Source organism: Pseudomonas sp. GW821-FHT11D10 (assembly GCF_058808435.1).
The window spans coordinates 181,838-195,780 of record NZ_JBXARR010000011.1; the positions used below are offsets into that span (position 1 = coordinate 181,838).

Below are 13,943 nucleotides of genomic sequence, written 5' to 3' on the forward strand. Positions count from 1 at the left end.
TAGACCAATGTCGGGGTATGGCCTTTGCCGCCAGTAGCGCTAAACTCGGGGTGGCTGTCTTTCTTGTCCACCCTGGCTGGAATAATAAAATGAAAAATAATAATAGCCTGCTACGCCACTTACCCTGGCTGCTGCTGGCAATCGTAGGAGCGTGCGCCCTTGGCGTAGTGGCATTGCGCCGAGGCGAGGCGATCAACGCTTTGTGGATTGTGGTCGCCGCCGTGGCCATTTATCTGGTTGCGTACCGTTACTACAGTCTGTTCATCGCTAACAATGTGATGCAACTCGATCCGCGTCGGGCCACCCCCGCCGTGCTCAACAACGACGGTCTGGACTACGTTCCAACCAACAAACACATTCTCTTCGGTCACCACTTCGCGGCCATCGCCGGCGCGGGACCTCTGGTCGGCCCGGTACTGGCGGCGCAGATGGGCTATCTGCCCGGTACGCTGTGGCTGATCGCCGGCGTGGTGCTGGCGGGCGCGGTGCAGGACTTCATGGTCCTGTTCATGTCGACCCGTCGCAACGGCCGTTCGCTGGGCGACATGGTGCGAGAAGAAATGGGCCGTATCCCCGGCACCATTGCCCTGTTCGGCTGCTTCCTGATCATGATCATCATCCTCGCGGTGCTGGCGCTGATCGTGGTGAAAGCCCTGGCTGAAAGCCCGTGGGGCATCTTCACCGTGATGGCGACCATCCCGATCGCGATGTTCATGGGCATCTACATGCGCTACATCCGTCCGGGGCGCATCGGCGAGATCTCGGTCGTCGGCGTGTTGCTGCTGCTGGGTTCGATCTGGCTGGGCGGGCAGATTGCCGCCGATCCGGTCTGGGCCAAGGCCTTCACCTTCACTGGCGTGCAGATTACCTGGATGCTGGTCGGTTACGGTTTCGTCGCCGCTTCGCTGCCGGTGTGGCTGATTCTGGCGCCGCGTGACTATCTCTCCACTTTCCTCAAGATCGGTACCATCGTCGCTCTGGCGATCGGCATCCTGGTGACCATGCCCGAGCTGAAAATGCCGGCACTGACCCAGTTCGTCGACGGCACCGGCCCGGTGTGGAAGGGCGGTCTGTTCCCGTTCCTGTTCATCACCATCGCTTGCGGTGCGGTATCGGGTTTCCACGCGCTGATCTCTTCCGGGACCACGCCGAAACTGCTGGATAACGAAACCAACGCCCGTTACATCGGTTACGGCGGCATGCTGATGGAATCGTTCGTGGCCATCATGGCCATGGTCGCTGCCTCGGTGATTGAGCCTGGCGTGTACTTCGCCATGAACAGCCCGGCCGCCGTGGTCGGCGGTGACGTGGTGTCCGTGGCAACTGCGGTCAGCAACTGGGGCTTTGCAATTACCCCGGAAGCCCTGCAAGCGGTGGCGCATGACATCGGCGAAACCACCATCCTGGCCCGTGCCGGTGGTGCGCCGACCCTGGCGGTCGGTATCGCGCAGATCCTGCACAGTGTCCTGCCGGGTGAAAACACCATGGCGTTCTGGTACCACTTCGCGATCCTGTTCGAAGCGCTGTTCATCCTGACCGCAGTCGATGCCGGTACCCGTGCAGGTCGCTTCATGCTGCAGGACCTGCTCGGCTCCTTCGTACCGGCGCTGAAACGCACCGAATCCTGGTCCGCCAACCTGATCGCCACCGCCGGTTGTGTGGCGATGTGGGGCTGGTTGCTGTATCAGGGCGTGGTCGATCCACTGGGCGGGATCAACACCTTGTGGCCGCTGTTCGGTATCTCCAACCAGATGCTGGCCGGTATCGCGCTGATGCTCGGCACCGTGGTCCTGATCAAGATGAAGCGTCAGCGCTACATCTGGGTCACCCTGCTGCCGGCCACCTGGCTGCTGATCTGCACCACGACCGCTGGCTTCATCAAGCTGTTCGACGCCAACCCGGCGATCGGCTTCCTGTCGCTGGCCAAGAAGTACAGTGATGCACTGGCCAACGGTCAGGTGCTGGCGCCGGCGAAAAGCGTCGAGCAGATGCAGCACGTGATCTTCAACGCCTACACCAACGCTACATTGACCGCGCTGTTCCTGTTCGTGGTATTCAGCATCCTGTTCTATGCGCTCAAGGTCGGCATCGCCGCCTGGGGCAAAAAAGAGCGTACGGACAAAGAATCGCCATTCCAGGCCCTGCCGGACGCGTAACCAGAGGATTGCAGCATGTTCAATGACCTGAGTCGCCTCGGTAAATACCTCGGTCAGGCCGCGCGCCTGATGGTCGGCATGCCCGACTACGACACCTACGTCGAGCATATGCAGACCAAACACCCGGACAAACCGGTGATGAGCTACGAGATGTTCTTTCGCGAACGTCAGGAAGCCCGTTACGGTGGCAAGGGTGGGCCGAAGTGCTGTTGACCCGCTGATCGCGGTTCAGCAGAGATAGGTGGGAGCAGGTCTTTCGGCCTGCTCCCATTTTTATTTGTGCAATTGAAGGAGATCGAGTTTGTCTTCTCCCATCCCGGTCACGGTGCTCAGCGGTTTCCTCGGCGCCGGCAAGACCACCTTGCTGCGCCATCTGTTGAAAGCCGAGCACGGCCTGAAAATCGCCGTGATCGAAAACGAATTCAGCGACGCCGGCATCGACACCCAATTGCTGGGCGACGAGCCGGTGCAAGTCATGACCCTGGCCAACGGCTGCGTCTGCTGCACCATCCACACCGATCTGACCAAAGCCCTGTACCTGCTGCTCGAACGGCTGGACAGCGGCGAAATCGCCTTCGATCGGTTGGTCATCGAATGCACTGGTCTGGCCGACCCGGCCCCGGTGGCGCAGACTTTTTTCATCGACGAAGAACTGCGCGAACGTTATCTGCTCGACGGCATCATCACCCTGGTAGACGCCGCTCACGCCGAGCTGCACCTGACCCAGACAATCGCCCAGGCGCAGATCGGTTTTGCCGACCGCTTGCTGGTGAGCAAGACCGATCTGGTGGACGAGGCCGCGTTCACCGCGCTCAGCGAACGCCTGACCCGGATCAACCGCCGTGCACCGATTCGCGTGGTGGAGCACGGCAACATCGATCTGGCTGAATTGCTCGATGTGCGCGGTTTCAATCTGAATGCCGATCTCGGCGGCGGGGTGAGCTTGCGGCCGGTGAGCAAGGCGCCGTCCATCGACCGGATTTCCAGTCTGGTGTTGCGTACCGATCAGCCGCTGGATATCGATCAGCTCAGCGAATTCATGAATGAACTGCTGGAAGAGCACGGCAAGCAACTGCTGCGCTACAAAGGCGTGTTGAACATTGCAGGCGAAGATCGACGGCTGGTGTTTCAGGGCGTGCTGAAACTCTACGGCTTCGACTGGGACACCGAGTGGGCGGAAGGCGAGGCGCGGGAAAGCGTGATCGTGTTTATCGCCGACGATTTGCCGGAAGAGAAGATCCGGACGGGGTTTGCCAAAGTAGCGGCGAACTGAGTCCGCCGCGCTTTCAGTGCGTGGAGCCGCTGAGAATCGTCTGCTCCAGATGATCCAGATGACGGTTCATCAGCGACACCGCCTCGACGGCGTCATCACGCTCGATCGCCTCGACGATCCGGGCGTGATCCTGCCAGCCGCAACAGCTGTGCGTGGTTTCAGTGCATCGTGCAATCGCCAGTGAGGTCAGCGGCACCAACGTGCCGAGAAAATGCGCCAACGGTGCATTCCGCGCCATTTTCGCTACCTGCAAATGAAACTCCCCGGACAGGCGAATGGCCGCCCCGCGCCGATCTTTATCCACAGCCAGACGCTCACGTTCGATCAACGCTCGCAGGCGCTTCAAATCTTCAGCCTGCGCATGCTGACAAGCCAGCCGCACCAGCGTGTTCTCGGCCAGACGCCGGGCGTGCAGTGCCTGACGTGTCTGCTCGGCATCCGGCGCAGCCACTCGTGGTCGATGGTTGGCCCGTAGCACGATGATCTGTTCGTGGGACAGCTGGGTCAGCACCCGACGCACATCGGCGCGGCTGACGCCGAACATCTGCTTGAGACTTTCTTCGGTGAAGCGGCTGGCGGCATCGATACGCTGTTCGAGGATCGCGTCGAACAGGCGCGGATACAGATCGTCCACCGGCGCGTGCAGGCGGGAGAAGGGCAGGGCCGCCGAGGTCGGGCGAGGGTGCGACGGCGTGGCAAGACTGTTCATGGCCGGTCTCCAGTGTGAGGCGTTTCAGTGGCTCAGGTTGTCATCCGGAATATTCAGCTCGATGCCCATCCGCTGGCCTTCACGCAAAATGTGCCGGCGCATTTCGGCGCTGGCCTGGGCGCTGTTCTTGCTGCGGATCGCGCGCACCACGGCTTCGTTTTCTTCAAGGCGTTCGGCCAGATGCTCCGGTGAATTGCGCAGCACTTCGGCGCTTTGCTTGAGGGCGTTGCTGGTCTGTTGCACCACGCTCTGGAAAATCGGGTTCGAGGTCAGGGTGAACAGCTCCTCGTGGAACGCGATGTAGGCGCTGACCCCGGCTTCGCTGTCGCCGGCTTCGAGGGCTTCGCGCATGTCCATCAGGGTCAGGCGCAGTTGCCCGACTTCCTTGCTGCTGATCGACTGCGCCACCAGACCGACGATGAACGGTTCGAGGGTGTAGCGCAGTTGCAGCACGTCTTCGAGGCTGGCACCGGCTACTGCGCTGTCGTGGCTTTGACTGTCACTGGCCTGCGCGTCGAGGACCACCACGCCTTTGCCCGGCATCGAGCGCACCAGGCCGAGGGTTTCCAGCACGATTACCGCTTCGCGCAGGCTCGGGCGGCTGATGCCGAGCTGTTCGGCCAGCTCGCGCTGACCCGGCAGCATCTCGCCGGAGCGCCACTGACCACGGGCCAGCGCGGCCCGGAGTTTTTCCACCACTGAGTTGACGACGGTTGATGTAGTAATCACGTGTTCGCTCCATGAGCCGTGCCTGCATTGGCGCAGGCACGGCGCTCATTCAGAATTCTTTGGCCGCCGCTTGAGCGACCGTTTTTCTCGGCTGAAAGTTATAGCCCTGCTCGCCGTTGAGCACCTTGTTCGCCCGCTGCACGTCGATGTCCTTTTCCCAGCGGGCGATGGCCACGGTGGCGACGCAGTTGCCGATCAGGTTGGTCAGCGCGCGGCCGATGCCCATGAACCAGTCCACCGCCAGCACCAGCACCAGACCGACCACCGGAATCGCCGGGATGGCCGTCAGCGTGGCCGCCAGAATCACCAGCGCCGAACCGGGAATGCCGTGGGCGCCTTTGGAGGTAATCAGCGACACCAACAGAATTGTCAGCAGATCGGTCATGGCCAGCGGCGTGCCCGTGGCGTTGGCGATGAACACGATGGCCAGGGTCAGGTAGATCGAAAAGCCGTCGAGGTTGAACGAGTAGCCGGTTGGAATCACCAGCCCGACGGTCGAGCTGCCGATGCCCAGATGTTCAAGCTTGCGCATGATCTGCGGCAGCACGGCATCGGAGGAGGCGGTGCCCATGACGATCAGCAGTTCTTCGCGCAGGTACTTGAGCAACGGCCACATACGCAGACCGGACAGGCGCATCACCAGACCGAGAATCAGCGCGACGAAGGCGATGCAGGTCAGGTAGAACAAGCCGACCAGGCTGCCCAGGTGTTGCAGGGAATCGAGGCCATATTTGCTGGTGGTGAAGGCGATGGCGCCGAACACGCCGATCGGCGCCAGACGCACGATCATGCCCATGATGCGGAAGATCACATGGCTCAATTCGTTGATCAGCCGCGAGATCCCGGAAGCGGCTTCGCCCACCAGATTCAGCGCGCTGCCGAACAGCACCGAGAACAGCAGGACTTGCAGAATGTTGTTGTCGGCAAAGGCGCCGAGTACCGAGGTCGGGATCAGGTCCATCAGGAACTGGGTGGTGGTGTGCATGTGCTGGCCGCGCTCGGCGATGTCGCCCATGTCGGCGGCGGACAGCTGCTCCAGATGGATATTGGCGCCACTGCCGATCCCGGTGCTGAACGCGAACACCAGACCGATCACCAGGGCGATGGTGGTCAGCACTTCGAAGTAGATCACCGACTTGAGGCCGATGCGCCCGACCTTCTTCAGGTCGCCGGCGCCGCTGATGCCGCTGACCACCACGCAGAACACGATCAGGCCGATGAGCATCTTGATCAGTTTGATGAAACCGTCGCCCAGCGGTTTGAGCTGGGCCGAGTATTCAGGAAGGGTCAGCCCGCAGACGATGCCGAGCACCAGTCCGAGAACCACTTGGAGGAAGATTGAACGCGAGCACCATCTGAGCATGGGAGGAATCCTGGTCGGTGTCCTGGCAGCCGTGCGCGGGGCGCATCAGATTCAGGACTTAATTATTGTGGTCTTACCGGTATGTCCAGTGCGGGTGCAGTCTAGGCGCTGTTTTTTACGGATCGCAAGTGAAAAATGACGAATTGGCATGACCGGTCTGACCAGTTAGGCGCGAGGCCCCGACCTTGAGCCATTCGCAGTCCGAAACTTTTTTGCGGGCGAAAAAAAACCGGCCATCACTGGCCGGTTTTTCATGCTGCGGTTTTAACGTCGCAATTAAGCGCCGTATACCGGCAGTTTCTTGCAGATGGCTTTGACTTTCTCACGAACGGCGTCGATCACCGCTTCGTTGTTCAGGTCAGCCAGGATGTCGCAGATCCAGCCGGCCAGCTCTTTGCACTCGGCCTCTTTGAAGCCGCGAGTGGTCACAGCCGGAGTGCCGAAGCGCAGGCCGGAGGTGACGAACGGGGAGCGTGGGTCGTTTGGCACGGAGTTCTTGTTCACGGTGATGAACGCTTTGCCCAGAGCGGCGTCGGCGTCTTTACCGGAGATTTCCTGCTTGATCAGCGACAGCAGGAACAGGTGGTTTTCAGTACCGCCGGAAACCACGTCGAAACCGCGTTCGATGAACACGCCGGCCATGGCCTGGGCGTTTTTCACCACTTGTTGCTGGTAAGCCTTGAACTCAGGCTGCAGTGCTTCCTTGAAGCAGATCGCTTTGGCGGCGATCACGTGCTCCAGAGGGCCACCCTGGGCGCCCGGGAATACGGCGGAGTTCAGCTTCTTCTCGATGTCAGCGTTGGCCTTGGCCAGGATCAGGCCACCACGTGGACCGCGCAGGGTCTTGTGGGTGGTGGTGGTCACGACGTCAGCGAATGGAACCGGGTTCGGGTAGACGCCAGCGGCGACCAGACCGGCCACGTGAGCCATGTCGACGAACAGGTAGGCGCCAACCTTGTCGGCGATGGCGCGGAAGCGCGGGAAGTCGAGGATCTGCGAGTAGGCAGAGAAACCGGCCACGATCATTTTCGGCTTGTGTTCAACCGCCAGACGCTCGACTTCGTCGTAGTCGATCAGGCCGTTGGCGTCGATGCCGTACTGGATGGCGTTGTACAGCTTGCCGGAGGAGGAAACGCTGGCGCCGTGGGTCAGGTGACCGCCGTGAGCCAGGCTCATGCCCAGGATGGTGTCACCGGCCGACAGCAGGGCCAGGTAGACAGCGGCGTTGGCTTGGGAGCCTGCGTGCGGCTGAACGTTGGCGTAGTCGGCGCCGAACAGTTCCTTGGCGCGGTCGATGGCCAGTTGTTCAACAACGTCTACGTACTCGCAACCACCGTAGTAGCGCTTGCCCGGGTAGCCTTCGGCGTACTTGTTGGTCAGTACCGAGCCTTGAGCTTCCATCACCGCTGGGCTGGTGTAGTTCTCCGAAGCGATCAGCTCGATGTGTTCTTCCTGGCGCTGGGCTTCTTGCTCCATGGCGGCAAAAAGATCGGCGTCGTACTTGGCAATAGTCAAATCACGGCTGAACATGGCGGTCCTCAAGGATCGGGGGCAGAAAAGGGGGGCATTCTAACCCATCGGGTTTTGGATGGCATATGAAACGACATCATGTCGCAGACAAGTGGCGTTCATGACCAGATATGTGGCGTCCGTGCCGGCCTTCGTTGACCAGCCGGTTCGCACAATAACCGAGGCCGGCCCGCGATTTTGTGATCGACATCAATCCCTGTGGAAGCGAGCTTGCTCGCGAAGATCGCGCCGCCGATCTTCAGTCGAACATGAACAGCGCATCATTGCTGAACTGCGCCTCGAACCGGCCCGCCGGCATCGGCCGCCCGAACAGATAGCCCTGAACCTCGTCGCAACCATGCTCGCGCAGGAAATCCAGTTGCTCATGGGTTTCCACTCCCTCGGCGATCACCGCCAGATTCAGGCTGTGGGCCATGGCGATGATTGCTCGGGCGATCTGCGCATCCTGCTCGCCGGACGGCAGGCCGTCGACGAAGGTGCGGTCGATCTTCAGTACGTCGATCGGGAATTGCTTGAGGTAGTTCAGCGACGAGTAACCGGTGCCGAAGTCGTCGACCGCGATGCTCAGGCCGAGGTTCTTCAGGCCGGCAAGGATCTGCATCGCCTCGCTGACTTCGCGCATCAGGATACTTTCGGTCAGCTCCAGCTCCAGACACGCCGGCGGCAGGCCGGTTTCCTTGAGGATGGTGGCGATCCGCGTGCCGAGCTGGCCGTCGGAGAACTGCCGGGCGGAAATGTTCACCGAGACCTTCGGCACGCGCACGCGGCTCTGGTGCCAGGTCTTCAGCTGACGGCAGGCCTCGCTGATCACCCAGTCGCCGACGTCCACCACCAGCCCGAGTTCTTCGAGTACCGGGATGAAGTCCCCCGGCGGCACCAGCCCGCGACGTGGATGACGCCAGCGCAGCAGGGCTTCGGCGCCGGTCAGGCGTTTGCCGTCGCCGCTGAACTGCGGCTGGTAATACAGCACGAATTCGTTCTGCTCGAGGGCGTGGCGCAGATCGCTTTCCAGCTCCAGACGCTCCAGCGCACTGGCGTTCATGTCGGCCTGGTAGAACTGGAAGTTGTTCTTGCCGCGTTCCTTGGCGTGGTACATCGCGGTGTCGGCGTTCTTCATCAACTGGCTGAGTTCGTTGCCGTCCTGCGGGCTCAGGGCGATGCCGATACTGGCGGTGACGAAGAACTCGCGACCTTCGAGCACGAACGGCCGTACGAGGCTGGCAAGAATCTGCTCGGCCACGTGGATCGCACGGTTCAGCGCCATCTCACGGCTGGAACGGTGTTGCAGCAACAGGGTGAATTCGTCGCCGCCCATCCGCGCCACGGTGTCGTCATCGTCGACGCAGGCCAGCAACCGCGTGGCCATGTCCTTGAGCATGCGGTCGCCGGCGGCGTGGCCGAGGGAGTCGTTGATCGGTTTGAAACGGTCGAGGTCGAGGAACATCAGCACCACCCACGACTTCTGCCGCTCGGCCGACTGCAGCGCGGTGTGCAGGCGATCCTGGAACAGCGTGCGGTTCGGCAGGTGGGTCAGGGCGTCGTAGTAGGCGAGGCGGTGAATCCGCTGCTCGCTGGCCTTGCGCTCGCTGATGTCGCTGAAGAAGCACACGTAACTGGCCAGATCGCCCTCGTCATCGAGCACGGCGGTGATGCCGACCCACGCCGGGTAGTGCTCGCCGTTGCGACGCTTGAGCCAGACTTCACCTTCCCAGGTGCTGTGCTGATGCAGCTGCTTGAGCACGTAGCGCAGGTGCGCGTCCTGCTGTTCGTCGACGGTGAGCATGTTCGGCAATTGGTCGAGCACTTCGCTCACCGCGTAGCCGCTGACCCGGCTGAACGCCTCGTTGGCCTGGACGATGTAGCCGGCCGGGTCGGTGATCAGGATCGCCGAGGTCGAGTGCTCGAATACCGTGGCCGCCATGCGCAGGTCTTTCTCGGCGCGGCGCTGCTGGCTGATATCGCGACCGACCCCGAGCACGCCTTCGAAGGCGCCGTGTTCGTCCCACACCAGCACCAGACGCAGTTCGATCGGGATCTTGCGACCGTCGGCGCGCAGGCAGTCGAACAGGAACATCTGGGTCTGCACCTGGCTGCGCAAAACCACCAGTTGCTCGGGTTTGCCCAAGGCTTTGCTGACCCGATCCATCAGGTGATAGATGCCGCTCAGCTGCTGCGGGTTGGCGATGGTCGACTGCCAGCCGTTCTGGAAAATCCATTCGGCGTCATAACCCAGCACCGCTTGCACCGACGGGCTGACGTAGTTCAGCGAGAGCTTGCTGTCGGTGGAGAAGATCACGTCGCTGATGCTTTCGGCGAGCATCCGGTAGCGTTGTTCGCTGTCGCGCAACGATTCGCTGGCTTCGATCTGCTCGGTGATGTCTTTGGCCACGCCGATGATCCGCGTGACCTGATCGTGCTTGTCCCGGGCCAGCGCCTGTTCGCGAATATCGAAGCGCCGCCACTTGCCATCGCGATGACGGAAGCGCAGCTGGCATTGCAACAACTGGCTGTAACCGGCGTGACGCTGCATCTGCCGCGAGCGATGGTAGTAGTCGGCGTCTTCCGGGTGCAGGAGGATTTCCCAGAAGTATTCGCCCATCTGATGCAGCTCGGTACGGTTGTAACCGAGGGTCTGGCCGAGGTGGTGGTTGCTGAAAATCATCCGCTGGCTGATCACGTCCTGCACGTACAGATGATCCGGCACGGTACGCACCACGTCCGACCAGAAACCTTCGCGCTCCAGCAGTGACAGTTCGATCAGCTTGCGGCTGGTGATGTCGTTGATGCTCAGGATCACGGCCTTGTAGTCGTGCTGTTCCTGCGGCAGGCGCAGCACCAGCCACAGGTGCTGGTCGCGGCCATTGATGTCCGGCAACTTGATTTCCAGTTCCAGCTGCTTTTGCTGCTGGAGCACGGCGTCGAGCACCTGATTGCCGATGGCGCACTGACTGTGCGGCTGGCCGTCAATCAACAGTTGCCAGGCGTGGTCGCAGGAATTGACGTTGAGCAGTTGCAGCGCGACCTGGTTGACCTCGGTGACCCGCAGTTCGTGGAGCAATTGCTGGCGCTGCGCCGGTTGGTCGAGCCAGGCCTTGAGCTGGTCGCTGGTCTGGATCTGGGCCTTTTCGAAAACCTGCTTGAGCCCCGAAAGATCCAGCACGCACAACGCCACCCCGGTGCCTTCGAAAATATCCTGATAACGCCGACGCCCTTCATGCACCTGACGCTGACGGCGACGCATGTTGAGCAACGCGATAAACGGCAGCAGCGAGAGCGCCAGGCCCAGCAGACATTTGCCGATGAACGCCGGCAGCAGTTGTTCGAGCACATGCTGACGGTCGAACAGGCCACGCAGTTGCCAGTCGCTGCTGCTCAGCGGCACGGTCAGCACGCTGTTGGCGAGATCGTCCGGGGTCAGGGTGCTGGTCTTGGTGGAAGGCAGGGCTTCGTCGCGGCTGATGATCTGATGGTTGACGCGGTTTTCCACCAGCCACAGCGGGCGAATGCCGCTGTCGCCCTGTTTGGTCAGTGCGTCGAAGAAGGTCGGTGTCAGGCGCAGCGCCCAGTAACCGCGCGTGCTGCCACTGGCCTGATGCAGCAACAGATGCACCACCGAACCGTCGTCGGCGTTGCTGAAGTAGTGGGCCTGAGCGCGACTGCGGCGAACCAGATCGCTGAGGTAATCGGCGTCGTGGCTGTCCGTGGCGCTGTCGCTGAGGATTTTGCCTGACGGGCTGAGCAGGGCCAGGCTGCGCAGGTCAGGCAGCGATTGCTGGAGCTTGCGCAGCAGCGCCTGCTGTTCGTCGGCCGACTGGGGCTGTTCGACGATCGGTAGCAGATTGAGGGCGATCTGCGCGTTCAGCGCCATGTTCAGGCTGACCTGAGCAGCGAGGTCGGCGGTGTAGTCGATGGTGTACTGACGCTGGTTTTTCTGGGTTTCGCGCAGTTGATCGAGCAGCTGCCAGAACAGCAGCGCGAGCAGCAACAGCACCAGTGTCGCCAGCGCGCCTTTCAATGTTCCGCGCAGGGACGAGCCGGGCGCCGGTTGGGTGCTGCTCACAGAGGCTGGCGGAGTGACGTTGGACAAGCTGTAATCCTGCGGTCTGGCTGGACTGGCGCGACGTGCACTATAAGCCGGACGCCCAAGGGGCGGCTAGCATGCCTTGAGTTGTGGCGAAGTGCCAGCCCCACTCGGCTGGACTGCCTTTCATCATTAAGGTAGCTTTGCCGGTTACGCGGGAGCGTTCCAGCTCCTAGAATCAGACTTTTTTCAGCGCGCACGCATTGATCACCATCAAGTGAACGACGCGCATGGTCTGGCCGGGCATCGCCTGCGCTCCAATCATTCATCTGTCACTGACCCAAGGTTCTCCATGGCTCAATACGTCTTCACCATGCATCGGCTGGGCAAAGTTGTTCCGCCGAAGCGGGAAATCCTGAAAAACATTTCGCTGTCTTTCTTCCCCGGCGCCAAGATCGGCGTACTCGGCCTCAACGGTTCGGGTAAATCCACGCTGCTGAAAATCATGGCCGGCGTCGACACCGAGTTCGAAGGCGAAGCGCGCCCGATGCCGGAACTGAACATCGGTTACCTGCCGCAAGAGCCGCAACTGGATCCGACCAAGACCGTGCGTGAAGTGGTCGAGGAAGCGGTCAGCGTGATCAAGGATGCGCAAGCGCGTCTGGACGAGGTCTACGCCGCCTACGCCGACCCGGATGCCGACTTCGACAAGCTGGCCGCCGAACAGGCCAAGCTCGAAGCGATCCTGCAGGCCAGCGACGGTCACAACCTGGAGCGTCAGCTGGAAGTCGCCGCCGATGCGCTGCGTCTACCGGCCTGGGACGCCAAGGTCGAACACCTTTCCGGTGGTGAAAAGCGTCGTGTGGCCCTGTGCCGTCTGCTGCTGTCCGCCCCGGACATGCTGCTGCTCGACGAACCGACCAACCACCTGGACGCCGACTCCGTTGCGTGGCTCGAACACTTCCTGCACGACTTCCCGGGCACTGTGGTAGCGATCACGCACGACCGTTACTTCCTGGACAACGTCGCCGGCTGGATTCTGGAACTCGACCGCGGCGCGGGCATTCCTTACGAGGGCAACTACTCGGGTTGGCTGGAAGCCAAGTCCGATCGTCTGGCCCAGGAATCCAAGCAGCAATCGGCTCACGAAAAAGCCATGAAGGAAGAACTGGAGTGGGTGCGCAAAGGCGCCAAGGCCCGCCAGTCGAAATCCAAGGCACGTCTGCAACGCTTCGAAGAAATGCAGTCGCAGGAATTCCAGAAGCGTTCGGAAACCAACGAGATCTACATCCCGGCCGGTCCGCGCTTGGGTGACAAGGTCATCGAATTCAAGAACGTCACCAAGGGCTACGGCGATCGCGTACTGATCGACAACCTGTCGTTCTCGATGCCGAAAGGCGCCATCGTCGGCGTGATCGGCGGTAACGGTGCCGGTAAGTCGACCCTGTTCCGCATGCTGATGGGCAAGGAAACCCCGGACTCCGGCAGCATCGAGATCGGCGAAACCGTGCAACTGGCCTGCGTTGACCAGAGCCGCGAAGACCTCGACGGCAGCAAGACCGTGTTCCAGCAGATCTCCGACGGTTCCGACCAGATCCGCATCGGCAACTACGAGATCCCGTCGCGTACCTACGTCGGTCGCTTCAACTTCAAGGGCGGCGATCAGCAGAAGTTCGTCAAGGATCTGTCCGGTGGTGAGCGCGGTCGTCTGCACTTGGCGCTGACCCTGAAGGAGGGTGGCAACGTCCTGCTGCTCGACGAACCGTCCAACGACCTCGACGTTGAAACCCTGCGTTCCCTGGAAGAAGCCCTGCTGGACTTCCCGGGCGCCGCTATTGTGATCTCTCACGATCGGTGGTTCCTTGACCGCGTCGCGACTCACATCCTGGCGTACGAAGACGACTCGCAAGCGGTGTTCTTCGAAGGCAACTACACCGAGTACGAAGCCGATCGCAAAAAGCGCCTCGGCGAAGCAGCGGCCCAGCCACACCGGGTACGCCACAAGAAACTGGCCTGATTTCAGGTTGGTTGCATGAAAAAGCGGAGCCTTCGGGCTCCGCTTTTTTTTGCCTGCAATGCAGACTGTTTTATAGCGTGTGTACTATTTGTTTTCATAAATGCGACATTTTTGTCTGTTGCTGTGTACATGTCGTTTGTTACAG

General features: G+C 61.2%; 9 protein-coding genes. 4 read left to right on the top strand and 5 right to left on the bottom strand.

Annotation, left to right across the window (positions count from 1 at the left end; all coding sequences use genetic code 11):
• Positions 1-89 precede the first annotated feature (89 nt).
• The 3 genes from AC1RT4_RS26675 to yjiA all read left to right on the top strand — a co-directional run bounded on the left by AC1RT4_RS26675 (position 90) and on the right by yjiA (position 3,429).
• Entirely contained in the window at positions 90-2,156 is a 2,067-nt protein-coding gene (locus tag AC1RT4_RS26675; protein WP_007950983.1) for a carbon starvation CstA family protein, read from the top strand.
• 15 nt (positions 2,157-2,171) lie between these two features.
• Entirely contained in the window at positions 2,172-2,369 is a 198-nt protein-coding gene (locus AC1RT4_RS26680; RefSeq protein ID WP_003228401.1) for a YbdD/YjiX family protein, read from the top strand.
• Between the two features lie 88 nt (positions 2,370-2,457).
• A complete protein-coding gene (gene yjiA, locus AC1RT4_RS26685) occupies positions 2,458-3,429 on the top strand; it encodes a GTPase (protein ID WP_493089040.1) in 972 nt (323 codons plus the stop codon).
• A 13-nt stretch (positions 3,430-3,442) separates the two neighbouring features.
• Here the strand turns inward: yjiA and AC1RT4_RS26690 are convergent, their stop codons facing one another.
• The 5 genes from AC1RT4_RS26690 to morA all read right to left on the bottom strand — a co-directional run bounded on the left by AC1RT4_RS26690 (position 3,443) and on the right by morA (position 11,847).
• On the bottom strand, positions 3,443-4,138 hold the full coding sequence (locus tag AC1RT4_RS26690; protein ID WP_493089042.1) for a GntR family transcriptional regulator: 696 nt from the start codon (positions 4,136-4,138) through the stop codon (positions 3,443-3,445).
• 24 nt (positions 4,139-4,162) lie between these two features.
• Positions 4,163-4,867, bottom strand: coding sequence for a FadR/GntR family transcriptional regulator (locus AC1RT4_RS26695; RefSeq protein WP_007950980.1), 705 nt, complete (start codon positions 4,865-4,867; stop codon positions 4,163-4,165).
• Between the two features lie 49 nt (positions 4,868-4,916).
• Positions 4,917-6,230, bottom strand: coding sequence for a C4-dicarboxylate transporter DctA (locus AC1RT4_RS26700; protein WP_085608708.1), 1,314 nt, complete (start codon positions 6,228-6,230; stop codon positions 4,917-4,919).
• Between the two features lie 276 nt (positions 6,231-6,506).
• Positions 6,507-7,760, bottom strand: a complete 1,254-nt coding sequence (gene glyA, locus AC1RT4_RS26705) for a serine hydroxymethyltransferase (protein ID WP_007950978.1) — start codon at positions 7,758-7,760, stop codon at positions 6,507-6,509.
• A 238-nt stretch (positions 7,761-7,998) separates the two neighbouring features.
• Positions 7,999-11,847 (bottom strand): cyclic di-GMP receptor MorA, encoded by a 3,849-nt coding sequence (morA, locus tag AC1RT4_RS26710; RefSeq protein WP_493089044.1) that lies wholly within the window; start codon positions 11,845-11,847, stop codon positions 7,999-8,001.
• 286 nt (positions 11,848-12,133) lie between these two features.
• Between morA and ettA the strand changes: the two genes are divergently transcribed.
• Positions 12,134-13,798, top strand: a complete 1,665-nt coding sequence (gene ettA / locus AC1RT4_RS26715; protein WP_007950976.1) for an energy-dependent translational throttle protein EttA — start codon at positions 12,134-12,136, stop codon at positions 13,796-13,798.
• Positions 13,799-13,943: the final 145 nt, after the last annotated feature.